33 protein-coding genes are annotated in these 26,756 nt (G+C 76.3%); 20 read left to right on the forward strand and 13 right to left on the reverse strand.

Translation table 11 applies throughout. The features are described from left to right. Positions 1–117 precede the first annotated feature (117 nt). The 3 genes from ASG41_RS17345 to ASG41_RS25105 are packed head-to-tail and all read left to right on the forward strand — an operon-like array spanning position 118 to position 2,776. A complete protein-coding gene (locus ASG41_RS17345; RefSeq protein WP_082557047.1) occupies positions 118–1,266 on the forward strand; it encodes an N-acetylglucosamine-6-phosphate deacetylase in 1,149 nt (382 codons plus the stop codon). Positions 1,267–1,268: 2 nt separating this feature from the next. Continuing rightward, positions 1,269–2,054 carry a glucosamine-6-phosphate deaminase gene (nagB, locus tag ASG41_RS17350; protein ID WP_056297768.1) on the forward strand — a complete coding sequence of 262 codons (786 nt, stop codon included), beginning with the start codon at positions 1,269–1,271 and terminating at the stop codon, positions 2,052–2,054. Continuing rightward, the gene (locus ASG41_RS25105; protein ID WP_056297771.1) at positions 2,051–2,776 is read left to right on the forward strand and encodes a GntR family transcriptional regulator; all 726 of its coding nucleotides are present in this window, start codon (positions 2,051–2,053) and stop codon (positions 2,774–2,776) included. The genes nagB and ASG41_RS25105 overlap by 4 nt, the downstream gene beginning before the upstream one ends. Here the strand turns inward: ASG41_RS25105 and ASG41_RS17360 are convergent. From ASG41_RS17360 to ASG41_RS17390, 7 genes are all read right to left on the reverse strand, one after another. Next, the gene (locus ASG41_RS17360) at positions 2,737–3,717 is read right to left on the reverse strand and encodes an ROK family protein (protein WP_056297775.1); all 981 of its coding nucleotides are present in this window, start codon (positions 3,715–3,717) and stop codon (positions 2,737–2,739) included. The two genes, ASG41_RS25105 and ASG41_RS17360, sit on opposite strands and share 40 nt — an antisense overlap. Continuing rightward, entirely contained in the window at positions 3,714–4,454 is a 741-nt protein-coding gene (locus ASG41_RS17365) for a copper homeostasis protein CutC (protein WP_056297779.1), read from the reverse strand. Before ASG41_RS17365 ends, ASG41_RS17360 begins: the two co-directional genes overlap by 4 nt. After that, positions 4,451–5,437, reverse strand: coding sequence for an asparaginase (locus ASG41_RS17370; protein WP_056297780.1), 987 nt, complete (start codon positions 5,435–5,437; stop codon positions 4,451–4,453). The genes ASG41_RS17365 and ASG41_RS17370 overlap by 4 nt, the downstream gene beginning before the upstream one ends. Further along, positions 5,430–6,317 (reverse strand): amino acid ABC transporter permease, encoded by an 888-nt coding sequence (locus ASG41_RS17375; RefSeq protein ID WP_056297783.1) that lies wholly within the window; start codon positions 6,315–6,317, stop codon positions 5,430–5,432. Before ASG41_RS17375 ends, ASG41_RS17370 begins: the two co-directional genes overlap by 8 nt. Beyond that, on the reverse strand, positions 6,314–6,958 hold the full coding sequence (locus ASG41_RS17380; RefSeq protein ID WP_056297786.1) for an amino acid ABC transporter permease: 645 nt from the start codon (positions 6,956–6,958) through the stop codon (positions 6,314–6,316). Before ASG41_RS17380 ends, ASG41_RS17375 begins: the two co-directional genes overlap by 4 nt. A 53-nt stretch (positions 6,959–7,011) precedes the next feature. Further along, positions 7,012–7,965: a glutamate ABC transporter substrate-binding protein gene (locus ASG41_RS17385; protein WP_056297788.1), complete on the reverse strand. Its 954-nt coding sequence runs from the start codon at positions 7,963–7,965 to the stop codon at positions 7,012–7,014. A gap of 73 nt (positions 7,966–8,038) precedes the next feature. Then, positions 8,039–8,767 (reverse strand): amino acid ABC transporter ATP-binding protein, encoded by a 729-nt coding sequence (locus tag ASG41_RS17390; protein WP_056298289.1) that lies wholly within the window; start codon positions 8,765–8,767, stop codon positions 8,039–8,041. Between the two features lie 173 nt (positions 8,768–8,940). Here ASG41_RS17390 and ASG41_RS17395 point away from each other — a divergent pair, with 173 nt between their 5' ends. Then, positions 8,941–10,119 (forward strand): ROK family protein, encoded by a 1,179-nt coding sequence (locus tag ASG41_RS17395; protein WP_056297793.1) that lies wholly within the window; start codon positions 8,941–8,943, stop codon positions 10,117–10,119. Between the two features lie 7 nt (positions 10,120–10,126). Here the strand turns inward: ASG41_RS17395 and ASG41_RS23740 are convergent, their stop codons facing one another. After that, positions 10,127–10,291, reverse strand: coding sequence for a hypothetical protein (locus ASG41_RS23740; RefSeq protein WP_157519489.1), 165 nt, complete (start codon positions 10,289–10,291; stop codon positions 10,127–10,129). A 179-nt stretch (positions 10,292–10,470) separates the two neighbouring features. Here ASG41_RS23740 and ASG41_RS17400 point away from each other — a divergent pair, with 179 nt between their 5' ends. The 10 genes from ASG41_RS17400 (at position 10,471) to ASG41_RS17445 (ending at position 18,444) form a co-directional block, all read left to right on the forward strand. Further along, on the forward strand, positions 10,471–10,719 hold the full coding sequence (locus tag ASG41_RS17400) for a hypothetical protein (protein WP_056297796.1): 249 nt from the start codon (positions 10,471–10,473) through the stop codon (positions 10,717–10,719). Positions 10,720–10,835: 116 nt separating this feature from the next. Beyond that, positions 10,836–11,504, forward strand: coding sequence for a prepilin peptidase (locus ASG41_RS17405; RefSeq protein WP_056297801.1), 669 nt, complete (start codon positions 10,836–10,838; stop codon positions 11,502–11,504). A gap of 193 nt (positions 11,505–11,697) precedes the next feature. After that, entirely contained in the window at positions 11,698–11,904 is a 207-nt protein-coding gene (locus ASG41_RS17410; protein WP_056297804.1) for a Flp family type IVb pilin, read from the forward strand. A gap of 94 nt (positions 11,905–11,998) precedes the next feature. Next, on the forward strand, positions 11,999–12,379 hold the full coding sequence (locus tag ASG41_RS17415) for a TadE/TadG family type IV pilus assembly protein (RefSeq protein ID WP_056297806.1): 381 nt from the start codon (positions 11,999–12,001) through the stop codon (positions 12,377–12,379). Beyond that, positions 12,376–13,272 (forward strand): pilus assembly protein TadG-related protein, encoded by an 897-nt coding sequence (locus ASG41_RS17420; RefSeq protein ID WP_162245573.1) that lies wholly within the window; start codon positions 12,376–12,378, stop codon positions 13,270–13,272. The genes ASG41_RS17415 and ASG41_RS17420 overlap by 4 nt, the downstream gene beginning before the upstream one ends. A 4-nt stretch (positions 13,273–13,276) precedes the next feature. Continuing rightward, positions 13,277–14,023, forward strand: coding sequence for a Flp pilus assembly protein CpaB (locus tag ASG41_RS17425; protein ID WP_056297812.1), 747 nt, complete (start codon positions 13,277–13,279; stop codon positions 14,021–14,023). Continuing rightward, positions 14,020–15,228: an AAA family ATPase gene (locus tag ASG41_RS17430; RefSeq protein WP_056297816.1), complete on the forward strand. Its 1,209-nt coding sequence runs from the start codon at positions 14,020–14,022 to the stop codon at positions 15,226–15,228. The genes ASG41_RS17425 and ASG41_RS17430 overlap by 4 nt, the downstream gene beginning before the upstream one ends. Next, on the forward strand, positions 15,225–16,619 hold the full coding sequence (locus ASG41_RS17435) for a CpaF family protein (RefSeq protein WP_056297819.1): 1,395 nt from the start codon (positions 15,225–15,227) through the stop codon (positions 16,617–16,619). Before ASG41_RS17430 ends, ASG41_RS17435 begins: the two co-directional genes overlap by 4 nt. Next, positions 16,616–17,545 (forward strand): type II secretion system F family protein, encoded by a 930-nt coding sequence (locus ASG41_RS17440; protein ID WP_056297822.1) that lies wholly within the window; start codon positions 16,616–16,618, stop codon positions 17,543–17,545. Before ASG41_RS17435 ends, ASG41_RS17440 begins: the two co-directional genes overlap by 4 nt. Then, positions 17,545–18,444 (forward strand): type II secretion system F family protein, encoded by a 900-nt coding sequence (locus ASG41_RS17445; protein ID WP_082557049.1) that lies wholly within the window; start codon positions 17,545–17,547, stop codon positions 18,442–18,444. The genes ASG41_RS17440 and ASG41_RS17445 overlap by 1 nt, the downstream gene beginning before the upstream one ends. Positions 18,445–18,478: 34 nt before the next feature. Here the strand turns inward: ASG41_RS17445 and ASG41_RS17450 are convergent, their stop codons facing one another. Further along, complete coding sequence (locus ASG41_RS17450; protein ID WP_056297825.1) at positions 18,479–18,823, reverse strand: hypothetical protein; 345 nt, start codon at positions 18,821–18,823, stop codon at positions 18,479–18,481. 206 nt (positions 18,824–19,029) lie between these two features. On the opposite strand from ASG41_RS17450, the gene ASG41_RS17455 reads away from it, so the two are divergent. The 4 genes from ASG41_RS17455 to ASG41_RS17470 are packed head-to-tail and all read left to right on the forward strand — an operon-like array spanning position 19,030 to position 21,282. Continuing rightward, complete coding sequence (locus tag ASG41_RS17455; protein ID WP_056297828.1) at positions 19,030–20,166, forward strand: Vms1/Ankzf1 family peptidyl-tRNA hydrolase; 1,137 nt, start codon at positions 19,030–19,032, stop codon at positions 20,164–20,166. Positions 20,167–20,204: 38 nt separating this feature from the next. Further along, positions 20,205–20,426 carry a hypothetical protein gene (locus ASG41_RS17460; RefSeq protein WP_056297831.1) on the forward strand — a complete coding sequence of 74 codons (222 nt, stop codon included), beginning with the start codon at positions 20,205–20,207 and terminating at the stop codon, positions 20,424–20,426. A gap of 3 nt (positions 20,427–20,429) precedes the next feature. After that, positions 20,430–20,843 carry a thioesterase family protein gene (locus tag ASG41_RS17465; RefSeq protein WP_056297835.1) on the forward strand — a complete coding sequence of 138 codons (414 nt, stop codon included), beginning with the start codon at positions 20,430–20,432 and terminating at the stop codon, positions 20,841–20,843. A gap of 10 nt (positions 20,844–20,853) precedes the next feature. Next, on the forward strand, positions 20,854–21,282 hold the full coding sequence (locus ASG41_RS17470) for a ChaB family protein (RefSeq protein ID WP_056297838.1): 429 nt from the start codon (positions 20,854–20,856) through the stop codon (positions 21,280–21,282). Here the strand turns inward: ASG41_RS17470 and ASG41_RS17475 are convergent. Both ASG41_RS17475 and ASG41_RS17480 read right to left on the reverse strand, forming a co-directional pair. Beyond that, on the reverse strand, positions 21,279–22,601 hold the full coding sequence (locus tag ASG41_RS17475) for a M24 family metallopeptidase (RefSeq protein WP_056297841.1): 1,323 nt from the start codon (positions 22,599–22,601) through the stop codon (positions 21,279–21,281). The genes ASG41_RS17470 and ASG41_RS17475 overlap by 4 nt on opposite strands. A 38-nt stretch (positions 22,602–22,639) precedes the next feature. After that, positions 22,640–23,785 carry a diguanylate cyclase gene (locus ASG41_RS17480; RefSeq protein WP_056297844.1) on the reverse strand — a complete coding sequence of 382 codons (1,146 nt, stop codon included), beginning with the start codon at positions 23,783–23,785 and terminating at the stop codon, positions 22,640–22,642. A 194-nt stretch (positions 23,786–23,979) separates the two neighbouring features. Here ASG41_RS17480 and ASG41_RS17485 point away from each other — a divergent pair, with 194 nt between their 5' ends. Further along, on the forward strand, positions 23,980–24,171 hold the full coding sequence (locus tag ASG41_RS17485; protein ID WP_056297848.1) for a hypothetical protein: 192 nt from the start codon (positions 23,980–23,982) through the stop codon (positions 24,169–24,171). 83 nt (positions 24,172–24,254) lie between these two features. Continuing rightward, a complete protein-coding gene (gene npdG, locus ASG41_RS17490; protein ID WP_056297851.1) occupies positions 24,255–24,947 on the forward strand; it encodes an NADPH-dependent F420 reductase in 693 nt (230 codons plus the stop codon). A gap of 69 nt (positions 24,948–25,016) precedes the next feature. On the opposite strand, the gene ASG41_RS17495 is transcribed toward npdG, so the two are convergent. Beyond that, positions 25,017–25,625, reverse strand: coding sequence for a hypothetical protein (locus tag ASG41_RS17495; protein ID WP_056297854.1), 609 nt, complete (start codon positions 25,623–25,625; stop codon positions 25,017–25,019). Positions 25,626–25,746: 121 nt separating this feature from the next. Beyond that, entirely contained in the window at positions 25,747–26,601 is an 855-nt protein-coding gene (gene panB, locus ASG41_RS17500; RefSeq protein ID WP_056297857.1) for a 3-methyl-2-oxobutanoate hydroxymethyltransferase, read from the reverse strand. Between the last annotated feature and the right edge of the window lie 155 nt (positions 26,602–26,756).

Genomic DNA, 26,756 nt, shown 5'->3' on the forward strand with positions numbered 1-26,756 from the left:
CCGCGCCCAGGCGCGGTCGCCGTACGCCCCTGGCCCGGTGCGGGGACCGCGCTGGTGGTCGACACGTCCCGTCCGGCACACTGGTCATGACCGGTCATACGTGCCAGAGGAGGACCCGTGCCCACCGCCCTGCGTGGACGCCTGGTCTCCGGCGGCAGCGTCGTCGACGACGCCGTCGTGGTGCTGGACGGTGACCGGGTCACCCACGTCGGCCCGGCCGCCGAGCACCCCGACCCGCCGCCGGCCACCGACCTGCTCCTGCTCCCCGGTCTGGTCGACGTGCACTGCCACGGCGGTGCCGGCGGGTCCTTCCCCGACAGCGACCAGGCCGGCGTCCGGCGGGCGGCGAGGCACCACCGGGCCGCCGGGACGACGACGCTGCTGGCCTCGCTGGTCTCCGCGGCACCCGAGGTCCTCCGCGAGCGGCTGGCGGTGCTGGCCCCCCTGGTCGGCGACCTGGTCGCCGGGGTGCACCTGGAGGGCCCGTACCTGTCACCCGCCCGCTGCGGTGCCCAGGACCCCGCCGCGCTCCGGCCGGGGGACCCGGCCGAGCTCGACGCGCTGCTGGCCACCGGGCTGGTCCGGTCGGTGACCGTGGCCCCGGAGACCGCGCACGCCGCCGAGCTGCTCGCCGTCTGCCGGATGCACGGGGTGCTGCCCAGCCTGGGCCACACCGACGCCGACGCCGCGACCACCACCGGGTGGGTCCGCCGCGCGGGCCCACGGGCCAGTGCCACCCACCTGTTCAACGGCATGCCGCCGCTGCTGTCCCGGGCACCCGGTCCGGTCGCCGCGTGCCTGGCCGCCGCGGCCCGCGGGGACCTGGTCGTGGAGCTCGTCGCCGACGGCGTGCACCTGGCCCCCGAGACCGTCGCGACGGTCTTCGAGCTGGTCGGACCGGACCACGTCGCGCTGGTCAGCGATGCCATGGCCGCAGCGGGGCAGCCCGACGGCGCCTACCGGCTGGGCGCCCTCGACGTCACCGTCCGGGACGGCGTGGCCCGGCTGACCGCCGACCCGGGCGCCATCGCCGGGGGCACCGCGACGCTGGCCGACGTGCTCCGGCGCACCGTCCGGGACGCCGGCGTCGACCTGGCCGCCGCGGTCACGGCTGCCACCCGCACCCCCGCCCGGCTGCTCGGCCTCGACGCCGAGGTGGGCGAACTGACCCCCGGCCGGCGCGCCGACGTGCTGGTCACCACCCCCGACCTGGTCCCCGCCGCGGTGTACGCCGCCGGGGTCCGGGTGCACCGAGAGGAGAACTGACCGTGGAGGTCGTCGTCCTGCCCACCCCCGAGGACTGCGGCCGGGTGGTCGCCGACGTGGTGAGCGCCGCGGTGCAGCACGCCCCCGGCGAGGTCACGATCGGCCTGGCCACCGGGTCCTCCCCGCTGCTGGCCTACCGCGAGCTGGTCGCCCGGCACGAGGCCGGGCTGTCCTTCGCCGCCGTCACCGCGGTGCTGCTCGACGAGTACGTCGGCCTGCCCGCCGGGCACCAGGAGTCCTACCGCGCGGTCATCCGCCGCGAGCTCACCGACGCCCTGGGCATCGACCCGGACCGGGTGCACGGGCCCGACGGGTCCTCGGCGGACCCGCTGCAGGCCGCCCGGGACTACGAGGCACTGGTGACGTCGCTGCGGCCGGTCGCCGTCCAGGTGCTGGGCATCGGCGCCAACGGGCACGTGGGGTTCAACGAGCCGGGCTCCTCGCTGGCCAGCCGCACCCGGGTCAAGACCCTCACCGAGCAGACCCGCCGCGACAACGCCCGGTTCTTCGACGGCGACGTCGAGGCCGTGCCGCGGCACGTGTTGACCCAGGGCCTGGGCACCATCTCCGACGCCGAGCACCTGGTGCTCGTCGCCACCGGCGACGGGAAGGCGGCCGCGGTGGCCGCCGCCGCCGAGGGTCCGGTGACGGCGTCCTGCCCGGGCTCGGTGCTGCAGCTGCACCCGCACGTGACCCTGGTCGTCGACGAGGCCGCGGCCGCCGGCCTGCAGCGGGCCGACTACGCCCGCTACGTCCTGGCCCACAAGCTCACCGAGCAGGGCTGGTGAGCGACCCGATCACCCGGGGGCCCACGGCCAAGCACGAGCAGCTGCGCGCCCGCCTCGTCGAGCTCGCCACCCAGCTGCCCGCAGGTGCGGCGCTGCCCTCGGAGCGCCGGCTGTGCGAGCTGCACGGCGTCAGCCGGATCACCGTGCGCGAGGCCGTCGGCCAGCTGGTCGCCGAGGGCGTCCTGGTCCGGGTGCCCGGGTCGGGCACGTTCGTCGGCGAGCGGCCCGCGCGGTCCCGGCTGCACCTGGCGTCCTTCGCGGAGGACATGCGCCGGATGGGGCTCACGCCCTCCACCGTCGTCCTGGGGTTGGCGCTGGCCGACCCGCCGCCGGCCACCCGGCAGGCGCTCGCGCTGGCCCCGGACGAGCCCGCCTGGCACCTGCGCCGGCTCCGGCTGGCCGACGAGGCACCGATGTCCGTCGACGACGGCTGGTACGCCGCCGACGTGGCCCCGGACCTGGACGCCCACGACCTGACCGGCTCGGTCTACACGCTGCTGGGCGAGGTCTACGGCGCGACCGTGGACCGCGCCGAGCAGTCCGTGCGCGCGACCGCCGCCGACCCGGACACCGCGGTCCTGCTCGGCCTGCCGGCCGGCGCCCCGGTGCTGGCCTTCGACCGGGTGGCCCGCTCCGGCGGCCGCCCGGTCGAGCACACCCGGTCGGTCTACCGGGGCGACCGCTACGAGGTGACGACGACGCTGGAGCTGGGCCGCGGCTGAGGCGCCGGCCAGTCGGCCAGCAGCCCGGCCAGCCCGGCGTGGGCCATGGCCATCGCCGCCGCGCCCAGGCAGCCGGCCGCCGGACCCAGCGGGGTCAGCCGCACCGGCGGGGCGGCCCGCCAGGTCAGCCCGGCGGCCAGACCCTCGGCCACCGGGTCCACCAGCGCGCTGCCGGCCCGGGCCAGCCCGCCACCGAGGACGACGACCGAGGGGTCCAGCAGCAGGGTCGCGGTGACCAGCGCGTCGGCCAGTGCGGACGTCGCGTCCGCCCACACCGCGGTGGCGTCGTCGTCGGCACCGAGCCGGGCGACGACCTCGGCGGCCGACCGGGTGACGCCGGTGCGGGCGGCGTAGCGCCGGGCGACGCCGGCCCCGGAGGCGTAGACCTCCAGGCAGCCTCGCTGGCCGCAGGTGCACCGCTCACCGCCGGGCCGGACCGGTGCGTGGCCGACCTCGCCGGCCGCGCCCGTGCCGCCGGTGACCTCGGACCCGCCGCTGACCAGGGCCGCGGCGATCCCGGTGCCCAGGGTCAGCAGCAGCACGTCGTCGACCCCGCGGGCTGCCCCCAGCAGCCGCTCGGCCAGCCCGGCCGCCCGGACGTCGTGCCCGGTGGTCACCGGCACGGCCACCCGGTCCTGCAGGGCCGACCGCAGCGGCAGGTCACGCCAGCCCAGGTTGGAGGCGTAGTGCACGGTCCCGGTCGACTCCTCGATCAGGCCCGGGGTGACCACCCCTGCCCCGACGACGGTCAGGCCGCGTCCGGTGGCCACGGCCCTGAGGCGGTCCAGCTCGGAGGCGAGGTGGCCGACCGGGTCGGGTCCGGCCGGCGTGGGCCGGACGTCCTCGACCAGCACCCGCCCGGCGACGTCGACCAGCAGCGCCTTGGTGGTGGTGCCCCCGACGTCGAGCCCGAGCACGGCCCGGTCGGGCTCCGCGGTCACCCGGCCCGCCCTTCCCGGAGGGCAGCGACGACGGCAGCGACCTCGTCGGTGGAGGTGATCGTGCGGGTGCCGGGGTCGTAGGAGACGCCGGTGGTGCTGCGGTGCCCGGGCGAGGGCACGGTGCGGGCGGCGCGCAGGTGCACGGCCGGGACACCGGTGGCGGCGACCAGCTCCGCGACGTTGCCCGCGCGCACGCCGCCGCCGGCCATCACCTCGATCCGCCCGGCTGCCGCGGCCACCAGGTCGCGCAGCGCGGCGGTGCCCTCGGCCGCGGTGGCCGCCCCGCCGGAGGTGAGCACCCGGCTGACCCCGGCGTCCACCAGCTCCGCCAGCGCGGCGGGCTGGTCGGCCAGGGTGTCGAAGGCCCGGTGGAAGGTCACCGGCGCGGAGCCGGCGGCCGCGACCATCGCGTCCAGCGCGGCGCGGTCGATGCGGCCGCGCGGGCTCAGCGGGCCGACCGTGACCCCGACGACGGGCAGCGTGCGGCGGGCTGCGGCGATGTCGGCGCACACCACGTCCAGCTCGACGGGGGAGTGCACGAAGTCCCCGCCGCGGGGGCGGACCAGGACGGTGACCGACAGCGCGGGTGCGCGGGTGCCCAGCGCGGCGAGGGTGCCGGCGCTCGGGGTCACCCCGCCCTCGGACAGGGCGGCGCACAGCTCGACCCGGTCGGCCCCGGCGCCGGCCGCGGCCAGCGCGCCCTCGACGTCCTCGACGCAGATCTCGACGGTCGTCACCAGGCGGCCAGCGCCGCGCCGGGCAGGACCGCGCCGACGGGGACCCCGCCACCGAGGACGGGCACCGAGGTCAGGTCGGCCACGGCCGAGGTGTCCACGCCCAGGCCGCGCAGCACGGCCAGCGCGACCACGGTGGTGGCACGGGGGCTGCCGTCGACGACCTTCATCGCCACGGCCTGGCCCCGCGGCCCGGCGACCCCGATGACGCCCTCGGCCCCGCCCTTGGCCAGCACGCCGGGGAGGTCGGCCATCAGCCGGCTGTTGACGTGCCCGCGGCCGCCGACGAACTCCGGGTGCGCGCGCATCGCGGCGGCGACCTGGGCGGCCGGACTGCCCGACGGCGCCAGCGCCAGCGAGCGGAAGGCGGTCGCCAGGCCGCGCACCGTCGTCCCGAAGAGGGCTGCGCCGCAGCCGTCGACGGCGGTGTGCCCGACCGGCGCGCCGATCTCCCGGGCCACGACGGTGCGCACGTGCTGCTGCAACGGGTGGTCGGCGTCCAGGTGGCCCTCGGTGGGCCAGCCGGCGGCGACGCAGGCCGACAGCATCGCGGCGTGCTTGCCCGAGCAGTTCATCCGCACCCGGGAGGGGCCCTCACCGGCGCGCAGCAGGCGCAGCCGGGTCTCCTCGTCCTCGGGCAGGTCCGGCGGGCAGCGCAGGTCGGACTCGTCCAGCCCCGCCCGGGCCAGCACCGCCCGGACGACCTCGACGTGCCGGTCCTCGCCGGTGTGCGAGCCCGCGGCGATGGCCAGCGCGGGGCCCTCCAGCGGGGCGCCGGCCTCCAGGCAGGCCAGCGCCTGCAGCGGCTTGGTGGTCGAGCGCGGCAGCACGACGGCGTCCGGGTCGCCGAGCTCCAGGACCGGGGTGCCGTCGGCGCCCAGCGCGACCAGCGAACCCAGGTGCCGGCTCTCGACCAACCCGGACCGGACGACGACGGCCAGCTCGGCCAGGACGGGGGCGGGGGTGACGACGGGGTGCTCAGCCACGGGGGGCCTCCACGGTGGGTGCGGGTGCGCCCTGCTGCGGGGGGACGGCAGCGGCGACCGGGGCGGCGGTGCGCGTGGTCCGGCGGCGCATGCGGGAGGCCAGCGCGGACAGCGCACCGTTGACGACGAGGTAGACGAGGGTGACGACCAGGAAGGTCTGGATCAGCAGCCGGTTGTAGGAGCTGAGCACCTGGGCCCGGTAGAGCAGCTCGGTGTAGGCCACGACGTAGCCCAGCGAGGTGTCCTTGAGCAGGCTCACCAGCTGGACCACCAGCGACGGGGTGACCGCGCGCAGCGCCTGGGGGAGGACGACGGCGCGCATCACCTGCAGGCGTCGCATCCCCAGCGAGGCGCCGGCCTCGGACTGCCCGCGGGGCAGGCTGAGCACCCCGGCGCGGACGATCTCGGCGAACGCGGCGGCGTTGGCGATGGTGAGCGGGACGACGAGCTTCCACAGCACCGGCAGGTTGATCCCGTAGGCCGGGAGCCCGAAGAGCATCAGGTAGATCAGCAGCAGCACCGGCAGGGTGCGGAAGACCTCGATGAACCCGGTGCACAGCACGCGGAGCGGACGGACCGGGCTCAGCCGGCCCAGCGCCAGCAGCACGCCCAGCACCCCGCCCAGGACGGCGACGACGGCGGCGGCCAGCAGCGTGCCGCGCAGGCCGACGAGCAGGTACTCCCAGATCGGCCAGGACAGGAACGGCGTCCAGCGGTCGGCGTCCAGCTGCCCGCGGGAGCCGAACTGGACCAGCGCGAGTGCCAGCAGCCCGGCCAGCACCAGCACGCTGACCGCCGAGGCGATCCGGATGCGGCGGCGGGCGCGCGGCCCGGGCTCGTCGTAGAGGTAGGCGGTCTCGGAGACCCTGCGGGCCCTCATCGCCGGATCGCCACCTTCTTCTCGATGCGGCCGGCGCCCAGCCCGATGACCAGGGCCAGCGCCATGTAGACCAGCCCGGCCGCGCCGAAGATCGGGATCGGCTGGGCCTGGACCAGGTTGACCTTGTTGACCGCCGAGGTCAGCTCGACGACCCCCACGGTGGCTGCCAGGGCGGTGTTCATCAGCAGCGCGATGAGCACGTTGCCCAGCGGCTGGACGACGGCCCGGGCCGCCTGGGGGACGACGACCAGCCGCAGCGTCTGGGCGAGCGTGAAGCCCAGCGCCCGGGACGCCTCGACCTGTCCACGCGGGACGGTGTTGATCCCGCTGCGGAGGGCCTCGGCGACGTAGGCGGCCTCGTAGACGGTGAGCACGATGATCGCGGTCACCGTCAGCGGGGCGATCAGCCCGGCGTCGGGCAGGGCGAAGACGGCGAGCAGCAGCAGCGCCAGCAGGGGCACGTTGACCAGCACCTGGACGTACCCGAAGGCCGCCGCGCGCAGGACGGGGACCGGGCTGACCCGGGCCACCGTCACCAGGACCCCCAGGACGAGGGCCCCCACGGCGGAGGTGACCAGGACGAGCACGGTGGTGCCCAGACCCGCGAGGAGGGCGGGCCAGGAGTCGATCAGAGCGCTCACCGGGACCTCCTGTCGGCGCTGCTGCTGCTCATGCGGTCAGTGGGACGGGCCGGTCAGGAGCCGGGGACCGAGCCGATGACCGGCGGCTCGGGCGTGCTGCCGTCGCCGACCGTGCCGAGGGTGGCGTCGAAGACCGCGGCCCAGGAGCCGTCGGCGTAGACCTGCTCGAGCCAGTCGTTGACGAAGTCCTTGAAGTCCTGGTCCTCCGGCGGCAGGCCGATGCCGTAGGCCTCCTCGGTGAAGGGCTGGCCCACGACCTTGATGCCGTCGTTGGACTCCGCGTCGGCGGCGAGCAGGGTGTAGTCCTGCACGTAGGCGTCGCCGCGGCCCTGGGTCAGGGCCTGCACGGCCTGCGGGTCGGTCGCGAAGCTGACCACCTCGGCGGTGGGCTGCTCCTCGGGCACCGCGGTGACCGCGGGGGTGTTCGCCCCGACGATGACGGTGCGCCCGCCCAGGTCCTCGATGCCCTGGATCTCCTCCTCGTCGGCGCGCACGGCGACGGCCAGTCCGGAGACGAAGTAGGGGCCGGCGAACGAGATCTGCTCGGCCCGCTCCTCGGTGATCGTGTAGGTGTTGAAGACGACGTCGACGGTGCCGTTGGTCAGCAGCGCCTCCCGGGTCTCCGAGGCCGGCGGCACGATCTCGATGTTCGGCTCGCCGATGATGTAGATGGCCAGCAGCTTGGCCAGGTCGATGTCGAAGCCCTGGACGTCGTCGGGGTTGCTGGGGTCCTGCTGGCTCAGCAGTGGGGCGTCCAGTGCTGCCGCGACGCGCAGCACGCCGCGCTCGCGGATCTCGGCCATCGTGGAGTCCGAGAGCAACGCCGCCGCCTCGGCGACCGGTGCGTCGTCGTAGACCTCCTGCAGGACGTCCTCCCCGCCCCCGCCCGCGGAGGGCGGCACGGCGGAGGACCCCGAGTCGGAGCCCCCGCAGGCGGTGAGGCCGAGCGAGGCGACCAGCGCGAGGGAAGCGGCGATCGTGGAGCGTCGCCGGAGGGTGCGGCTCATTCCTTGCCTTTCGACGGACCCGCCGGGGCGGGGGGAGGGCCGGCAGCGCGGACCGCGCGCCGGAGATCAGGGGTCAGTGCGACAGCACCGCGGACAGGAAGCTGCGGGTGCGGGCGCTGCCGCCGCCGGCGAAGAACTCCTCGGGCGGGGCGACCTCGACGATCGCGCCGGCGTCCATGAAGACCACCCGGTCGGCGGCCCGGCGGGCGAAGCCCATCTCGTGCGTGACCACGACCATCGTCATGCCGTCCTCGGCCAGCGAGGTCATGACCGCCAGCACCTCGGCGACCATCTCCGGGTCCAGGGCCGAGGTGGGCTCGTCGAAGAGCATCACCTTGGGCCGCATGGCCAGGGCGCGGGCGATCGCCGCGCGCTGCTGCTGGCCCCCGGAGAGCTGGGCGGGGAAGTGGCCGGCCTTGTCGGCGATGCCCACCCGCTCCAGCAGCTCCAGCGCCTCGCGGCGGGCCTGGGCCCGCGGGGTGCCGCGGACCATCACCGGGGCCAGGCAGAGGTTGTCCAGCACGGTCTTGTGCGCGAAGAGGTCGAAGGACTGGAAGACCATGCCGACGTCGGCGCGCAGCCGGGCCAGCGCGGCGCCCTCGGCGGGCACCGGGACGCCGTCGACCAGCACCTGGCCGGAGTCGATCGGCTCGAGCCGGTTGATCGTTCGGCACAGGGTGGACTTGCCCGACCCGGACGGGCCGATGACGACGACCACCTCGCCGGCGGCCACGTCGAGGTCGACGGAGCGGAGCACGTGCAGGTCGCCGAAGTGCTTGTCGACCGACCGCAGGCTGACCATCGGAATCGCGCTGCCGGGTGCGACGGACACGGGTGCTCCTCTCGACGGGTGGACCGGGGCTGTGACGCCGCGAACACTAAGCACCCACTGGTTGCATGCAAAAGGCCTGCGACTTAATCCAAAAGAGTTTTAACCACCGGGACATTCGACCCCCTGCGTGCTCTACTGCCGCCGTGCGCGTCGACCCCCCGGCCCGACCCGGGTCCCCTGCCTCCCTGGTGTCCCTGCTCCGCTCCGGGCGGGCGAGCTCGCGCGCCGAGCTCTCCCGGCTCACCGGCGCCTCGCCCACCACGGTCGCCGGCCGGGTGGAGGAGCTGCTGCGCACCGGGGTGCTCGCCGAGGTGGACGGCCCGGCCGCCGGCAGCGGACGACCGCCCCGCCGACTGGCCCTCGCCCGCGGCCTCGGTGTCGTCGGCGCGGTCGGGCTGGGGGAGCAGCACGCGGACTGTGCGGTGCTCGACGTCAGCGGCGCGGTGCTGGCCGAGCGCCGGGTGCCGGTGCGGGTCGCCGACGGCCCGGACGCCGTCCTGGGCACCGTGTCCGGGGTGCTGACCCAGCTGCACCAGGAGCAGGGCCCGGACGCGGGACGGCTGCTCGGGCTGGGTCTCGGCGTCCCGGGCCCGGTGTCGTTCCCGGCCGGTGTGGTGACCTCCCCGGCGCGGATGCCCGGGTGGAACGGCGCCGACGTCGCGGCCCTCGCCCGCCGCCACCTGCCCGAGGGGGCCGCGGTCGTCGTGGACAACGACGCGAACCTGATGGCGCTCGGGGAGCACGCCACCGACCCCTCACCCGAGCACCTGGTGCTGGTCAAGGCCGGGTCCGGGATCGGCTGCGGGATCGTCGTGCAGGGCGTCCTGCAGCGCGGTGCCCGGGGCTTCGCCGGCGACATCAGCCACGTCACCGTGCCCGACGCCGAGCCGGTCGCCTGCTCCTGTGGCCGGGTCGGCTGCCTGGACGCCGTCGCCAGCGGTGCCGCGCTGGCCACCCGGCTGCGCGAGGAGGGCGTCGAGGTCACCGGCGTCGACGCCCTGCTCGACCTGGCCCGCGACGCCCACCCGCAGACGACCCGGTTGCTGCGCGAGGCGGGCAGCCGGACCGGCACGGTGCTGGCCACCATCGTCAACCTGGTCAACCCCGACCGGCTCGTGCTCGCCGGCTGGCTCAGCCAGGCCGAGGCCTTCGTCGCGGGCGTCCGGTCCGCCGTCTACGCCCAGAGCCCGCCGCTGGTGACCGACGGCCTGGAGGTCGTGGTCAGCCTGGCCGGACCGCGGGCCGGCCTGCTCGGCGCCGGGCACTGCGTGCTGGACGCGGTGTTCGCCGACCTGCCCCGGTTGGTCGACCGGACCGCCTGAGCGCGCCTCAGTGCGGGGCGTCCTCCGCTGCCACCGCCGCCTCCAGCACCCGGTGCGACGGGCCGTCCAGCCCGGCCTCCTCGACGGCGCGCACGGTCGCGGCCACCATCTGCTCCTTGGTCCGCAGGTGCTCGTGCGTGCTCACCCGGTGGATCGACACCCAGCCGGCCATCAGGCCCGACCGCCGTCGGTGGGGGTGCCTCGCTGTGCGTGCATGCGGCTCCAGTCCTCGGTCTGCGCGTGCGACGGTTGCACGACCAGACCACCTTGCCGCCCGCGGGTGGCCCGCGCCACGTCGGGGTCCGTCGGGCACGCCGGGCGCCGCGTCGTCGCGCAGGGCACAGTCGGGCGGTGAGCACCCCCTGGACCGGCCGCGAGACCACCCCGGTGACCCTGCCCGACGCCGAGGGCGGCACCACCGCCGAGCAGATGGCCGGGCCGCTGCACGCGGTGCCGGCCGGGGGCGAGGACCTCGCCCGCGTCACCTCGCTGTGCAACGTCGCCGTCCGGGTGTGGGGGCAGCGGCCCTTCGACCGGGCCGACGCCGACGCCTGCCCGGTCTGCGCCGAGCGGGCGGGTGCGGACGACCGCACAACCTGACCGCGCCGCCTGACCGCACAGCCTGACCGCACAGCCTGACCGCACCGCCTGACCCACCCGGGCGCCGGCCGCGTGCCTGACGGTCCCGGCGGCGGCACCGTGTCACCCTCCTGGCCGTGGACCCGACCCTGCTGACGGTGGCCGCGCTGGTCGCCGCGCTGGGGCTGCCCGCCGGCCGGGTGCTCAACCGGCTGGCGCACCGGGTCCCGGCCGCGCGCTCCGAGCCCGGCCCGGTGGCCACGCGCGCCCTCGCCGTCCGGCCGCCCTGGCTGGAGCTGGGGACGGCGGGACTGTCGGCCGCCGTCGTGCTGCACGTGGGGCTCGGTCCCGCGACGGCGGCGTGGCTCTGGTTCGCGCTGGGTGCGGTGCTGCTGACCGTGGTCGACCTGCAGCACCTGCTGCTGCCCAACCGGCTGCTGCTGCCGCTGACCACCGGTGCCGTCGTGCTGCTGGCCGGTGCGGCCGCCGGTGCCGGGACGTGGCCGGACCTGGGCCGGGCCCTGGTGGCCGCCCCGGTCGTCGCGACCGGCCTGCTGCTGCTGGCGCTGGCCAACCCGGCCGGTCTGGGCATGGGCGACGTCAAGCTCGGGCTCCTGGTGGGGCTGTACCTGGGCTGGCTGGGGTGGCCCTCGGTGCTGGTCGGGCTGTTGCTGGCCGCGGTCGCGCAGGCCGCGGTGGGCCTGGTGCTGCTGGCCGCCGGGCGGGCCGGGCGCCGTACGGCGCTGCCCTTCGGGCCGGCGCTGCTCGGCGGCGTCCTCGCCGTGCTCTTCCTCGCCGGCGGCTGACCGCGGGCCCGTGCGGGCCCGCCCCACCGGAACCAGTGGATCCGGCGCCATCGCGTGCGGTACTCACCCCCCTGGGTGAGACCGGCCGGCCCGCGCTGCACCACGCCGCCCCCGTGCCGATGTCCAGGGAGCCGCGACCGGGTCGCCAGGCCATCCAGGCCTGCACGGACAGCGGCTCGCGAGGAGTCCACCCATGGTCAACCCCTTCATCGCCCTCGTCGTCCTCGTCGAGGGCCTGCGCGACCGGCTCGTCGACGACGAGCGGGGCGCCACCGCCGTCGAGTACGGCCTGCTCGTCGCCCTGATCGCCGCCGTCATCGTCGGCGCTGTCGTCTTCCTCGGCTCGGACCTCCGGGCGATGTTCACCGACGTCCTGCGCGCCCTGCCCGGCGGTCACTGACCGCTCGACCCGGACCGGGGCGGCACCCGCCGCCCCGGTCCGCGCCCACCCCCCCCCACCCACCCCACCCACGACCCGCAGCAGAGGAGGCACCGTGCACCGCACCCGCGACGAGCGCGGCGCGACCGCCGTCGAGTTCGCCCTCGTGCTGCCGGTCCTGCTCGTGCTGCTGTTCGGCATCATGGAGGTCGGCCGGCTGTTCCAGGTCCAGGCCACGCTGTCGGCCGCCGCCCGCGAGGGCGTGCGGGTGATGGCCGTCCAGGACGACCCCGACGCCGCCCGGACCGCCGTGCTGACCACCGCCACCTCGCTGTCCCCGGTCCTGCGCGCCGACGAGGTCGTCGTCGACCCCGGCCGCTGCACCGACCCGTCCGCGACCGCCACCGTCCTCGTCCACTACACCGCCCCCTCGCTCACCGGCCTCTACGGCGGCTGGGACCTCACCGGGCAGGCGGCCATGCGATGCGGCGGGTGACCGACGAACGCGGCGCCGTCGCCCTCGTCGTCGCGCTGCTGCTGGTGCCGCTGCTCGGCTTCGCCGCGCTCGCCGTGGACACCGCCGTGGTCTACGTGGCCCGCACCCAGCTGCACAACGCCAGCGACGCCGGGGCCCTCGCCGTGGCCGCCGACTGCGCCCGCGGCACCTGCGGCGACGTCGCGGGCACCGCCACCGCCCTCACCGCCGCCAACCGCGCCGGCGACGACACCGCCCGGACCACCGCCACGGTGGACGGCGCCACGGTCACGGTGACCGTGGCGTCCCGGGTGACCCCGGTCTTCGCCGGCGTGCTGGGCGTCGGCGCCAGTCGGGTCGAGGCCAGCACCACCGCCCGCTGGGCACCGCTGTCCGCGGTCACCTCCCCGGTGCCCGTCGCGCTGTCGGTCTGCGAGCGTCCCGGTCCGGCCGGCGTGCCGACCGGCGACCGCCCGCAGGTCGTCCGCCCCAGTGCAGACGCCACCTGCGAGGGCCCCGCCGGCCCGGTCGCGACGGGCCTGGTCCTGCTGGCCGCCGACGGGTGTTCCGTGGACGTCGTCGCGGGGGCGGACCTCGCCGTCACCGACGACGTCCCGCCGGGCTGCGACCTGGACACCCTCCGCCCGCTGCTGGGCACCGTCGTCCCGGTGCCGGTCTTCGACCGGCTCACCGGCACCGCCTCCGGCTCGTCCGCGCGGGTCCTGGGCATCGCCGGCTTCCGCATCACCGGCTGGTCGACCGGGACCACCGTCGTCGGTGCCGGCGCCGCCTGCGGCGACCAGCCCTGCCTCCTCGGCCACCCGACCGGCTACGCCGCGCTCGACGCCGCCCCTTCCGACACGGTCAGCGGTGCACCCGACCTGGGTGCCCGGGCCGTCCTGCTCTCGAGGTGACCTGATGAGACGCCGTCTGCTCGCCCTGCTCGTGGCCGCCGTGCTGGCCACCGCCGGTGCCGGGGTGCTGGTCCAGTGGGTCCAGGGGGCCGACGACCGCGCCCTGGCCGGGGCCCGCACCGTCGAGCGCTACGTCGTGGTGGACCCGGTGCCCGCCGGCACCCCGGCCGCCGACGTGGCCGGCTCCGTGGAGCTCACCGCCGTCCCCGCCCGGCTGGTCGCCGACGGTGCGCTGGACACCCTCGCCCCGCTCACCGGCCTGGTGACCACCGTGGACCTGCAGCCGGGGGAGCAGCTGCTGACCGCGCGCTTCGCCAGCCCGGAGAGCCTGCTGCCGCCCGGCACCGTCCCGGTGCCCGCCGGACTGCAGGAGGTCAGCGTCTCGTTGGAGGCCCAGCGCGCCCTGGGCGGCCGACTGGCCGCCGGGGACACCGTCGGTGTCTTCGTCTCCAGCCAGGTCCTCGGGGCGACCCACCTGACCCTGCACAAGGTGCTCGTCACCGCGGTCGACACCGGCGCGGACGACGTCGCCGGCGCACCCGCCGGTGGCGGTCTCGCCGAGACCGCGGCCACCACGACCACCGGCGGCGTCACCGACGGCGCCGTGCTCGTCACCCTGGCGCTGAGCGCCGCCGACGCCGAGGAGCTGGTCTGGGCCATGGAGCACGGCTCCGTCTGGCTGTCCGCCGAGGCCGAGGACGCCGTCGAGGACGGCACCCGCACCGTCACCGTCGAGGAGGTCCTGTCGTGAACCGGGTGCTGCTGATCGCTGCCGACGAGGTCCTGCACACCCGGCTGCAGGGCGTGCCCGGGACCGACCTGCTCGTCGTCCCCGCCACCGCGCTGCGCGCCGAGGACCACCGCGACCGCCTGGTCGCCCGGCTGGTCGGCTGGCTGCGCGGCGCCGAGGCCGCGGACGTGGTCGTGCTCGGGGACGCCGCCGGCCACGACGTCGCCCTGGGCCTGGCCCAGCGGATCGACCAGGAGGTGCCGGGCACCAGCGTCGTGCTCGTGGCCCGGCTGGACCGGGCGTCCTGGCAGAGCGCCCTGCAGGCGGGGGTGCGTGACGTGCTGGACCCGCAGGGCGCTGCCGACGAGCTGGCCGGGGCCCTCGCCCGGGCCGCCTCGCTCACCGCGGCCCGCCGCGACGCCACCGGTCCCGCGGCACGCGTCGAGGGCGCCGACCACCAGGTGGTCGCGGTCGTGTCGCCCAAGGGCGGCGTCGGCAAGACCACCGTGGCGACCAACCTGGCGGTGGGCCTCGCCCAGCGCGCCGGGGAGGGCAGCACGGTGCTGGTCGACCTGGACCTGCAGTTCGGGGACGTGGCCAGCGCCCTGGCGATGGAGCCGGTCCACCGGCTGCCCGAGCTGGTCAGCGGGTCCGCCGCCACCGACCCGATCGCCCTCAAGGCCCTGCTGGAGCGGCACCCCACCGGTCTGCTCGTGGTCTGCGGCGCCGACTCACCGGTCGCCGGTGACGCCGTCACCGCCGAGCAGGTCACCCGGCTGCTGCAGACCCTGCGCCGGCAGTTCCGCCACGTCGTCGTCGACACCGCCCCCGGGCTCACCGACCCGACCCTGGCCGCCGTGGAGGCCAGCACCGACCTGGTCGCCCTGAGCAGCACCGACGTGCCCTCCGTGCGCGGCCTGCGCAGCGAGCTCGCCCTGCTCGAGGAGCTCTCCCTGCTGCCCACCCGGCACCTGGTCCTCAACGCCGTGCAGCGCCGCAGCACCCCGGGCCCCGACGACGTCGCTGCGACCCTGGGGGTCCGCCCGGACGTGCTGCTGCCGCACAGCAAGGCGGTCCGGCTGTCCACCAACGTCGGCGCCCCGCTGCTGCAGAGCGGCACCCGCGACCCGTTCGTGCGCTCCTTCGCACCCCTGCTCGACGTCTTCGCCCCGGCGCCGGCGCGGTCCTGGCTGCGTCGTCGCAGCAGCGCGGGGCAGTCCCGGTGAGCCTCGCCGAACGCGTCGCCACCGCCCGCGGACTGGCGCCCTCGGCCGGACCGGTCCGGGTGTCCACCGCGACGTCCCCCGAGCCGGCGGCCGCCGCCGCACCCAGCGACGCGCTGCTGCAGATGAAGGAGCGGGCCAGCACCGCCCTCTTCGCCCGCCTGGGGACCCGCCTGGGCAACCCGGACCTGGGTGAGGAGCAGCTGCACGCCCTGGTCCGCACCGAGCTGCAGCGCGTGGTGTCCTTCGAGCAGACCCCGCTGACCCCGGAGGAGCGGCAGCTGCTGCTGCGCGAGGTCACCGACGACGTCCTGGGCTACGGCCCGCTGCAGCCCCTGCTGGAGGACCCCTCGGTCACCGAGATCATGGTCAACGGCCCGGACGCGGTGTACGTCGAGCGCGGCGGGCGGCTGGTCCGCACGCACGCCCGCTTCGCCTCCGAGGCGCACCTGCGCCGGGTGATCGAGCGGATCGTCTCCCAGGTCGGCCGTCGCATCGACGAGTCCTCACCGCTGGTGGACGCCCGGTTGGCCGACGGATCCCGGGTCAACGCCGTCATCCCGCCGCTGTCCTTCGGCGGCTCGTCCCTGACCGTGCGCAAGTTCTCCGCGCAGCCCTTCACCGTCGCGGACCTGGTCGGGTTCGGCACCCTGAGCCCGGAGACGGCGGACCTGCTGCGGGCCTGTGTCCAGGCCCGGCTCAACGTCATCGTGTCCGGCGGCACCGGCAGCGGGAAGACGACGCTGCTCAACGCGCTGTCCTCCTTCATCCCGGCCGACGAGCGCATCGTCACCATCGAGGACGCCGTCGAGCTCCAGCTGCAGCAGGACCACGTCGTCCGGCTGGAGTCCCGCCCGGCCAACATCGAGGGTCGCGGCGGCGTCAGCATCCGCGACCTGGTCCGCAACGCGCTGCGCATGCGCCCGGACCGGATCGTCGTGGGCGAGGTCCGCGGCGGGGAGAGCCTGGACATGCTGCAGGCGATGAACACCGGCCACGACGGCTCGATGTCCACCGTGCACGCCAACTCCCCGCGCGACGCGCTGGCCCGGCTGGAGACGCTGGTCCTCATGTCCGGGCTGGACCTGCCCTCGCGGGCCATCCGCGAGCAGATCGTCTCGGCCGTCGACGTCGTGGTGCAGCTGTCCCGGCTGCGGGACGGCAGCCGCCGCGTCACCCACGTCACCGAGGTCCAGGGCCTGGAGTCCGAGACCCCGGTGCTGCAGGACGTCTACCGCTTCGACGCCGCGGCCGGGGTCGACGCCTCGGGCCGGTTCCTGGGCACCACCGTCCCCACCGGCGTGCGCCCGCGCTTCGCCGACCGGTTCGCCGAGCTGGGCATCACGGTGCCCGCCGGGACCTTCGGTGCCTCCTCCGCGCGGGCGGCCTGGTGAGCGCCGTCGAGCTCGGCGTCGCGTGCTGCGCGGGCGCCGTGCTGGTCGTGGCCCTCGTCGTGCTGGTCCCGCGCCCGGTCCTGGTGCCCCGGTCGCGGCTGGACCCCTCGCTGCCGCCCCAGCCGGCCGGCTCGGTCACCGCCGCCGCGCTGGCCGTCCGGGTGCACCGGGTGCTGGAGGCCCGCGGGCTGGCCCGTCCGCTGTCCGCCGCGCTGGAGCGCGCCGGCCTGCAGGCCCGCCCCGGCGAGGTGGTGCTGCGCTGCGGCACCGCCGCCCTCGCCCTGGGTGTCCTCGGGCTCGCGCTGACCGGCGTCCTCGGTGGGCTGCTGGCCGCCGCCGTCGTCCCGGTGGGGCTGCGCATCGTCCTCGGGGTGCTGACCCGCCGGCGGCAGGCGGCCTTCGCCGAGCAGCTGGACGACGCCCTGCAGCTGATGGCCGGAGGCCTGCGGGCCGGGCACAGCGTGCTGCGGGCGATGGACGCGCTGTCCACCGACACCGAGCCGCCGATGTCGGTCGAGTTCGGCCGCGTCGTCGCCGAGACCCGGGTGGGCCGCGACCTGGGTGCCGCGCTGGAGGAGGTCGTGGACCGCACCGGCAACGAGGACCTGGGCTGGGTCGGGCAGGCCATCGCCGTGCACCGCGAGGTGGGCGGCAACCTGGCCGAGGTGCTGGACCGCGTCGGGGCGACCATCCGGGAGCGCGCGCAGGTCCGTCGCCAGGTGCAGGCGCTCTCGGCCGAGGGCCGGGTGTCGGGGTACGTGCTGATGGCCCTGCCGGTCCTCGCGCTGGGCTTCCTGGCCCTGGTGAGCCCGGAGTACGTCGGGCGGTTGACCTCCGGTGCCGGGCTGGTGCTGTCGGCCACCGGTGCCGTGCTGTGGCTGGTCGGCGGGGTCTGGCTCCGCTCCGTCGTCCGGATCGCGTTCTGATGCCCGCCCTGGTGCTGGCCGCCGTCGCCGCGCTCGTGCTGCCCCCCGCCGTCGCGGCCGCCCTGTGGGTGCTGCGTCCCGGGGTGGTCGCCGGGGTCGTGGCCGACAACCTGTCCCGGGGTCTGCTCCCGGGGACGGTGGCGACCGCGGGCACGGCGGGGACGGCGGAGGCGCGCACGGCCAGCGGGGCCGTGCTGCGCGCGCTGACCCCGGACCGGGTGGCCGGGCACGTGCGGCGTGCCCTGGGCCGGGCCGGCAGCCCCGCCGGCTGGACGATGGCCCGGGTGCTGTGGGCCAAGCTGGCCGGCGCGGCGGTCGGGGCCACCGCGGGTGGTGCCGTCCTCGCCGCCCGGCCCGGGCTGCCCGCCGTCCTGGTGCTGCTTGCCCTCACCGCCGGTCTCTACGTGCTCCCCGACGTGCTGCTGCACGGGCGCGGCGAGGAGCGCCGGGAGCTGCTGGCCCGGGAGCTGCCCGACGTGCTCGACCAGACGACGATCGCGGTCGAGGCCGGCCTGGGCTTCGACGCCGCGCTGACCCGGACCACCGCCGGCGGCAGGGGTGCGCTGGCCGCCGAGTTCGCCACCACCCTGCAGGACGTCGCGGTGGGTCGGCCGCGCCGCGACGCCTACGACGCCCTGGCCCGACGCACCGACGTGCCCGACCTCGCCCGCTTCGTCCGCGCGGTCAACCAGGCCGACGAGTTCGGCATCGCGATGGCCGACGTGCTCCGGGTGCAGGCCGACGAGATGCGCGTCAAGCGGCGCCAGCGCGCCGAGGAGAAGGCGATGAAGATCCCGGTCACGGTGCTCTTCCCGCTGATGCTGTGCATCCTCCCGGCGCTGCTCGTGGTGCTGGTCGGACCGGCGGTGCTGGGTGTGGCCGAGTCCTTCGGGGGCTGAGTCCTGCGGGGGCTGAGTCCTCCGGGGGCTGGGCTCAGCCCGTCGACCGGGGCTGCGCCGGGTTGGTCGGGTCGCCGTGCGACGGCGGGTCCACCACCGGCCCGGCGGTCGCCTCGCCGACCTGCGACCCGCCCGCGGCCGGGGGCGCGTGCTCGGGCTGCGCGGCCAGGGGCGACCCCTCCGACGGCTCCGCGCCCGAGCGCAGCTGCTCCAGCCGGTGCTCCACCGCCTGGACGACGGGCAGCCGGTCGGCGTGCGCCCGCTCGTAGGCCAGCACCTGCCCGAGACCGCCGGCGTCCAGGGTCCGGATCCGCGACGTCAGGCTGCCCAGGGGCAGGTGGTCGTGGTCGGGCAGGGGCAGGGTGTCGTGCTCGCTCACGGCGGTGTCCTCTCGGCAGGCCCCCGCGCAGGCCCCGGCAGGGCTCTTGCAGGCTCCGGCGGTGGTCGCCCGCAGCGCGGGGCTACCCGCCCGGTCCGGGACGACACGTCGGGTGTGCGCGGCGGGAGACCGCGGGTAGGCGCAGGGGCACGCACCCCGCGGCCCAGCACCGGCCCGCCCGCGTCCCCCGTGAGGAGCCCCGTCCGATGGACGTGTCCTTCCTGACCCCCGCCCTGCAGCCCCCCGGCCCGTACGCGACGGTCTGCGCCGACGTCAGCCACACCACCGAGGACGCCGACACCGAGCTCGAGCTGCGCGTCCGTGGCCTGACCGAGCAGCTCGCCGGCACCGGCGCGCCGGAGCCCGTCGTGACCGCCGTCCGCGAGCGGCTGTCCAGTGGTCCGCCCGAGGGCGTGTCCGGTGAGCTGCGCGGCCGCGCGCTCGTCGTCGGCCCCACCGGCGAGGTGCTGGTGGACACCCCGCTGGCCCGTGCACCGCTGCGCGAGCTCGTCGAGTGGGCGCCGCTGCCCGACGTCACCAGCGTGCTGCGCCAGCTCCCCGGCCGGGTGCCGCACGTCGTCGTGGTCGCCGACCGGGTCGGCGCCGACGTCACCGTCGAGACCGCCCCCGACGTCGTGCTGGACGAGGAGTCCGTCGACGGCGAGACGTTCCCGATGCGCAAGGTCCCCGGCGGCGGGTGGGCCCACCACCGCTACCAGCACACCGCGGAGAACACCTGGGTGCACAACGCCGACCGGGTGCTGGCCGTGGTGGACCGGCTCGCCGCCCGGGTCGGGGCCCGCTTCGTCCTGGTGGCCGGCGACGTCCGGGCCCGGCAGCTCTTCCGTGACCGGGCCGGGACGGAGCTGGGTGCGCTCACCGTGACGATGGAGGAGGGCGGCCGCGCGGCCGGCGCCGACCGGGACGTCGTCGACCGGCGGGCCGCGGAGCTGGTCGCGGAGCACGAGGCCGCCGACCAGACCCGGGTGCTGGAGCAGGTGCAGGCCGCCGCCGCGCACGGGCTGGCCGTCACCGGGGTGGCGCCGGTCGTGGAGGCGCTGCGCAAGGCCCAGGTCGAGACCCTGGTGCTGCCCGACGAGGGGGTCGACGAGGCCCTGCTGGTCGGACCCGACCCGCTGCAGGTCGGGGTGGACCATGCCGACATGACCGCACTCGGGCTGGACGGGGGGACCGCCGTCCCGGCCGACCGCGCGCTGGTCCGGGCCGCCGCGGGCAGCGACGCCGCGGTCGTCGTCGTCCCCCGGGCCGCGGTGCCCGGCGACGTCCCGGTGGCGGCGGTCCTGCGCTACACCGACGCCTCGACGCCGGGGCTGACGGACTGAGCGCGCGTGGGCGCGGGCCCGGGACCTAGGTTCGGGGCATGACCACGCAGAAGGACCCCTCGCCCGAGGCCCGCGCCAACGTCACCGAGCACAACGTCGAGACCCGCGCCGAGCTGCTGCCCGAGGAGCAGAGCACCGGCGGCAGCGCGGACCCCGAGGCCCAGGCCGAGGCGATCCTGGCCGAGTCCGAGGAGCGCACCCTGCACCCCGACGCCGACGACGCGCAGGGCGGCCACCGCAGCAGCGACGAGACGGTCTGAGCGGTGCGGCACCAGCACGCCGTCCAGCTGCGGTGGTCGGACCCGGACGTCTACGGGCACGTCAACCACGCCCGGGCGCTGAGCCTGCTCGAGGACGCCCGGCTCACGATGGCCAGCGAGACCGCCGCGGGCGGCGACGGCTCGAGCGCGCCGCCCGTCATCCTGGCGCGACTGGAGGTCGACTACCGGCGGCAGCTGTACTACCGCCCGCACGAGCAGGTCACGATCGAGAGCTGGGTGACCCGGCTGGGCACCAGCTCGGTCACCACCCGTCAGGAGCTGCGCCAGGACGGGCACGTGGCGATCGCCGTCGTGGCCGTCCTGGTGGTGGTCGAGCCGGGCCTGGGTGCCTCACGACCGTTGACCGAGGACGAACGCGCCTTCTGGACGACGTTCCTGGAGGAGCCGGCCGGGTAGGAGCGCGGCCATGCCGAAGACGACGAAGAGCGGGAAGCCGATCGCCGACGAGCTGCCCAGCACCCTGCAGCGCTCGGACGCGAAGGCCCAGGAGACGAACGCGAAGACCCACGACAGCGCGATCGGGACCTACGACGGCGACGAGCAGGCCGCCAACCGGGTCGCGTGGGGCGCGGTCAAGCACACCCACGAGAAGGTGGGCGACCACTGGCAGCCCAAGGAGGACGGCGGGAAGGGCCCCTCGGACCAGCAGTCGGCCGAGGGGGACCGCGACACCGACCTGGACTCCAAGGGCGGTGTGGACGCGAACGCCTCCAAGCAGCACCTGTACTCCCTCGCCCAGGACGCCGGCGTCGAGGGCCGCTCGACGATGACCAAGGACGAGCTCGCCGACGCCCTGCAGGAGGCCAACGACAAGGCGACCCGGGACGCGCGCTAGAGGGTCAGCAGCTCGGTCTGCCGGGCGTCGAGGTAGCTGACGCCGTCGGCGGTGAGCGCGATGCCCTGCTCCAGGGCCATCCGCAGCAGCTGGCCGTCCCACTCGGGCACCGGCACCCGGACGCACAGCTCCAGCGCCCAGGTGGTGTCGGTGCGGACCGGCACCGCGCCGGTGCCGGGCACACCGCCCTGGGCGTCCCACATGCCGATCGCCGGGCCTGCGCCGTGGCCGTAGAAGCCGACCGGGTGGCTGTAGACGTCGCCGTCCACGCCCTCCGCGGCCGCGGCTGCGCGGGCCGCGGCCAGCACCTGGTCCCCGGTGCGGCCGGGCACCATCGCCTCGGTCACCAGGTCCTGCATCCGGTTCCCGACGGCCAGGGCGTGCACGAGGCCGGCCGGGGGAGCGGTCTCCCCGGGGCGCAGCACGTAGGCGTTGCGCTGGGTGTCGGTGGTCAGTCCCAGCGTCTTGAGCCCGACGTCGCAGTGCAGCAGGTCCCCGGGCCCCACGACGGCGTCGTGCGGAACACCGGCCAGCACCGTGCCGCGCTCGTCGAGCAGCGGTACCCCGGCCCGCTGCAGCCCGACCGTCGGCTGGAACCACGGTTCGACGCCCAGGTCGTGGAAGCGCTGGCGGATCCACCACGCCACGTCCAGCGCGGTGGTCTGCCCGACGGTGACCACGGCGGGGGAGAAGGCCTCGGCGATCGTGTCGTGCACCAGCGCGTTCATCGCGTGCAGCGCCTTGACCTCCTCGGGGAGCCGGGTCTCCAGCCAGCGGACGGCGAGCTGCTCGGCGGGCACCATCCGCTCCGCCCAGGGGCCCAGCGCGTCGACCAGCAGCCCGTGCTCGGTGTGCGACAGCCCGTCGGCGTGCGCGAACGTCGCCGACACGTCGACGCCGATCGCCCGCGGCCGCGCCTGCTCCACCACCCGGCGGACGGCGGCCCACTGGGACTGCTCGGCGGTGGCGCCCGGCTCGTCGTCGTCGGGGTCCCAGGCCTGGACGAACTGGCCGACCGGGTAGCGCGCGACGGCCATCGGTGTGACGCCGTCGTCGCTGCGGTGCAGCAGCAGGATCGTCCGCCGGCGGGCCGACAGCCAGGACGCCGGCAGCAGCGTGGGCAGCACCGGGTCCTCGTTGTACTCCCGGCCCACGACGACCCACAGGTCGATGCCGGCGTCGTCCATCAGGTCGGGCAGCAGGTCCTGCAGCCGCTGGGTCAGCCAGCGGTCGCGGACCTCGGCCTGGTCCCGCAGCGGCAGCGGGACCACCGCCGTGGGATCGATCCCGGCGGTGCGGTGCAGCAGTCCCTGGGCCATGCCCCCACTAGAGCAGAACGGGCGCGGGACCGCCCGCGTCAGGCCATCCCGACGCCGTCGACCGACAGCGGTGAGGTGGGCGTCCGGGGCACGGGCAGCCGGTCGGGGGCCAGGTCGGTGCGGTCCCGGCCGGCCTGCTTGGCCTCGTACATCGCGGCGTCGGCCCGGTCGATCAACCGCCACACGGCGTCCTGCGGGTCGTCGGAGACCAGCGGGTGCACCAGGGCGACACCGACCGAGGCGGTCACCGACGTCCCGTCGACGGCCGCGGCCCGCACCGCGGCGCGCAGCCGCTCCCCGAGCTGACGGGCCTCCCCGGCGTCGGCGGCCAGCCCGAGCACGACCATCTCCTCACCGCCCGTGCGGGCCAGCACGTCCGAGGGGCGGACGACGCCCGCGAGCCCGCGGGCCACCGCCTGCAGGACCGCGTCCCCGGTGGCGTGCCCGTGGTGGTCGTTGAGCTCCTTGAAGTGGTCCAGGTCCAGCACCAGCGCCGCCACCTGCTGCCGGTCGCGCAACGCCTGGCGCCACAGCCGGTCGGCGCTGGACACCAGGGAACGGCGGTTCGCCAGCCCGGTCAACGGGTCGGTGGAGGACAGCCGCTGGGTGTCGCTCAGCAGTCGCTGCACCCGGCGGCGGAGCACGAAGACCCCGAGGGCGGCGACGTCGAGCATCCCGGCGCTGACCACCACCTGGACGGCGAGCGCCGGGGTGTCCGGGAAGCTGGGTGCCAGCGCGATCCAGCACGCCACCGGCACCAGCGCCACGTGCACGGCCAGCATCCAGCGGTCCAGGAACCAGGCTGCGACGAAGGCGGCGAAGAGCATCATCAGCGGGTTCGCGTACCGCAGTGGGTCGGTGATTGACATCGCGATCACCACGTAGACGACGTCGCCGGTCAGCACCAGGCCGAACGTCGTCCACCGCCCGGCCCGGCGGCGGACCGCCAGCAGCACCCCGATCACCGCCAGCAGCGCCATGGTGGCGGCGTAGACCACCCGGGGGGTGCCGTCGCGCAGGACACCGTCGACGAAGAGGTTGATCGTCCCCAACCCCGCTCCGATGACCAGCAGTGCCGCGATCACCAGGGCGGGGGTCCGGGAGTCGGCACCGCGGCCGGGCGCGCCGGCAGGGGACCCGGTCCGTCGGACCGCATCGGTGGAGTCGCTCCAGGAACGGGGCACCGTCGGAGTCTGCCGCACCGGTACCCGGAACCGGGCCGGACGGAGGCGCCCCGGCCTGCCACCGCACCCCGGGGTGTAGCGCGCGCCCTCACGATGCGTCACGCCAGGTGGCTCACTGCCACCGAGGGGCGGGCGGTGACGACGGGTGCCAGGGTGAGCACGTCTGCACGTGAGACCGACTGGGAGGTCCGACGATGGCCGAGGGGCCGTGGTTCTACTGCATCAAGCACCAGACGGTGGAGGGCGCCGAGGGCTGTGCCGAGCGGCACCGGCTCGGCCCGTTCGAGACCCGCGACGAGGCCGCGCACGCCCTGGAGAGGGTCGCCGAGCGCAACGAGCGGGCCGACGCCGAGGACCGCGCCTGGGACCGGGGCGAGCAGGCCTGACCCACCCTGCCCGGGGCGACCGGGCGGGGGATGATCGTCGGCAGGGCCACCCGACCGGGGCGGCCCGGGGGACTGGAGGCGGCGTGGCCGAGCGGCGAGCGGTGGAGGACCTGGTCGTTGGGGTCCTGGGCGGGACCGGGCCCCAGGGGCGCGGTCTGGCGGTGCGCTGGGCGGCGGCCGGCCAGCGGGTCCTGCTGGGCTCCAGAGACGCCGAGCGGGCCGCCGAGGTGGCCGCCACGGTCGCCGGCCGGGCCGGCGCGGCCGGCGGGGGAGAGGTGTCGGTGCAGGGCGGGTCGAACGACGACGTCGCCGGCGCCGCGGACCTGGTCGTCGTCGCGGTGCCCTTCGCCGGTCACGCCGACACCCTGGCCGGGCTGGCCGCCCCGCTCGCCGGCAAGGTCGTCGTCGACTGCGTGGTGCCGATGGGCTGGGACGAGCTCGGCGCCTACGTGCTGGACGTGCCCGAGGGCAGCGTCACCCAGCAGGCGGCGGCGCTGCTGCCCGACAGCTCGGTGGTCGGTGGCTTCCACCACCTGTCCGCGGTGACCCTGGAGGACCTGTCCCGGCCCACCCTGGAGGGCGACGTGATGGTCGTCGGGGACGACCGGGAGGCCACCGACCTGGTGCAGGCCCTGGCCGGTCGGCTCCCCGGCATGCGCGGGGTCTACGCGGGCCGGTTGCGCAACGCCCGCCAGGTGGAGGCGCTGACGATCAACCTGGTCTCGGTGAACCGGCGGTACGAGGTGCACGCCGGCATCCGGGTCACCGACGTCTGAGGGCAGGTCCCCCCGACGACGGGGGCCGGGCGGTCGGGGAGACCCACTGCCCGGCCCCGGTCGCCCGGGTCAGACGCAGACCTCGATGCCGAGCAGGCCCACACCCAGCGTGGTCCCGGGAGGGCACCCCCCGTTGGCGTCCGGCGCCGTCGGCGCGGTCGTCGCGGTCGGCGCCGCGGTCCCGACGGGCGCGGTGGTGGCGACGTCGGCCGTGGTCGCGGTCGTGCCGGCGACACCGGGGGTGCCGGCGGTCCCGACGGCGGCCGTCCCGGCGACCGGAGCGGTGCCCGCGGTGCCCGCGACCGGGGCCGGGGTGCCGGCGGTGCCGACCGGTGCCGTCTCCGCCGTCGTCCCCGGGGTGCCTGCGACACCGGGGGTGCCCACCGGCGCGGTGCCCGCCACGGTGTCGGCGCTGGCGACCGGGGCCGTCCCGGCCACCGCCGCGGTGGCCGCGGTGTCGGCCGGGTCGGCGGCCTGGGCCACGGCAGCGGTCTCCGCGGTGGGGGCGGCCTCGGCCACGGGGGCCGTCGGTGCGGTCACCGCCGCCCCGTCGGCCTCGGTGCTCAGGGACGGGACCGGGTCGCCGGGGGCGGCGTTGGCCGCCACGCCGCCGACGACGGCGGCGAGGAAGGCGATCCCGGACGCGACGCCGATGACGCTGCTGCGGGTGATGGGCACGGAGGGTCCTCTCGAACGGGGGTGGTCCTCCGGGTCTTCGGCATTACGGACGTTCTGGTTCAGCTGAATGGCCGGGTACCGCCCGCACGGGTGAGCCCGGCGGGCCGGTTCCCCGGCGTCCTCACTCGAAGCTGTGCTCGGCGGCCGGGAACTCGCCGCTGCGCACCTCGGCGGCGTACTCCTGGGCCGCGCGCAGCAGCTCCCCGCGCAGGTCGGCGTACTTCTTCACGAACCGGGGGACCCGGCCCCCGTTGAGCCCGGCCATGTCCGGCCAGACCAGCACCTGGGCGTCGCAGTCCGGTCCGGCGCCGATCCCGATCGTGGGGACGGCGAGCTCGGCGGTCACCCGGGCGGCCACCGGTGCCGGCACCATCTCCAGCACGACCGCGAAGGCACCGGCGTCGGCCACCGCGCGCGCGTCGGCGAGGACCTGGTCGGCGCCGTCGCCGCGGCCCTGCACCCGGAACCCGCCCAGGGAGTGCTCGGACTGCGGGGTGAACCCGACGTGGCCCATCACCGGGATGCCGTTCTCGCTGAGCAGCCGCACCTGCGGGGCCACCCGGGCGCCGCCCTCGAGCTTCACCGCCTGCGCGCCGCCCTCCTTCATCATCCGGACGGCGGTCTCGAACGCCTGGCGCGGGGACTCCTCGTAGCTGCCGAAGGGCAGGTCGGCCACGATCAGCGCCCGCGACGTGGACCGGGTGACGGCCTTGGTGAACACCAGCAGGTCCTCCACGGTCACCGGGACCGTCGAGGTGTGTCCGAGCACCACGTTGCCGGCGGAGTCACCGACCAGCAGCACCGGGATGCCGGCCTCCTCGAAGACCCGCGCCGCGTAGGTGTCGTAGGCGGTGAGCATCGCCCACCGCTCGCCCGCGGCCTTGGCCTGCTGGAGGTGGTGGATGCGCACCCGGGCGGTGGACGTGCCGCCGTAGAGGACGGACTCGGTGTGGTCGGACGACGACGGTGTGGTCACCCGGCCATCCTGCACCCGCACGTCCCGGGAGACACCTGCCAGTGTCCGCCCGGGAAGTCCGTCGATCCTCCACTCCGGTCGACCGGGACGGGGCGTTCCCGCATGTCAGACTCTGCGTCGACCGGCTCGTCCCGGCGCCCGACCAGAGGCAGAGG

It is taken from the genome of Modestobacter sp. Leaf380 (genome assembly GCF_001424485.1).
Lineage (GTDB): Bacteria > Actinomycetota > Actinomycetes > Mycobacteriales > Geodermatophilaceae > Klenkia.

Excerpts from the sequence above, each read along its gene's own strand:
- ASG41_RS17375 (WP_056297783.1), bottom strand. The coding sequence starts at position 6,317 with ATGAGGGCCCGCAGGGTCTCCGAGACCGCCTACCTCTACGACGAGCCC.
- ASG41_RS17385 (WP_056297788.1), bottom strand. The coding sequence starts at position 7,965 with ATGAGCCGCACCCTCCGGCGACGCTCCACGATCGCCGCTTCCCTCGCG.
- ASG41_RS17390 (WP_056298289.1), bottom strand. The coding sequence starts at position 8,767 with ATGGTCAGCCTGCGGTCGGTCGACAAGCACTTCGGCGACCTGCACGTG.
- ASG41_RS23740 (WP_157519489.1), bottom strand. The coding sequence starts at position 10,291 with ATGGCCGGCTGGGTGTCGATCCACCGGGTGAGCACGCACGAGCACCTG.
- ASG41_RS17410 (WP_056297804.1), top strand. The coding sequence starts at position 11,698 with ATGGTCAACCCCTTCATCGCCCTCGTCGTCCTCGTCGAGGGCCTGCGC.
- ASG41_RS17425 (WP_056297812.1), top strand. The coding sequence starts at position 13,277 with ATGAGACGCCGTCTGCTCGCCCTGCTCGTGGCCGCCGTGCTGGCCACC.
- ASG41_RS17445 (WP_082557049.1), top strand. The coding sequence starts at position 17,545 with ATGCCCGCCCTGGTGCTGGCCGCCGTCGCCGCGCTCGTGCTGCCCCCC.
- ASG41_RS17455 (WP_056297828.1), top strand. The coding sequence starts at position 19,030 with ATGGACGTGTCCTTCCTGACCCCCGCCCTGCAGCCCCCCGGCCCGTAC.
- ASG41_RS17460 (WP_056297831.1), top strand. The coding sequence starts at position 20,205 with ATGACCACGCAGAAGGACCCCTCGCCCGAGGCCCGCGCCAACGTCACC.
- ASG41_RS17470 (WP_056297838.1), top strand. The coding sequence starts at position 20,854 with ATGCCGAAGACGACGAAGAGCGGGAAGCCGATCGCCGACGAGCTGCCC.
- ASG41_RS17475 (WP_056297841.1), bottom strand. The coding sequence starts at position 22,601 with ATGGCCCAGGGACTGCTGCACCGCACCGCCGGGATCGATCCCACGGCG.
- ASG41_RS17485 (WP_056297848.1), top strand. The coding sequence starts at position 23,980 with ATGGCCGAGGGGCCGTGGTTCTACTGCATCAAGCACCAGACGGTGGAG.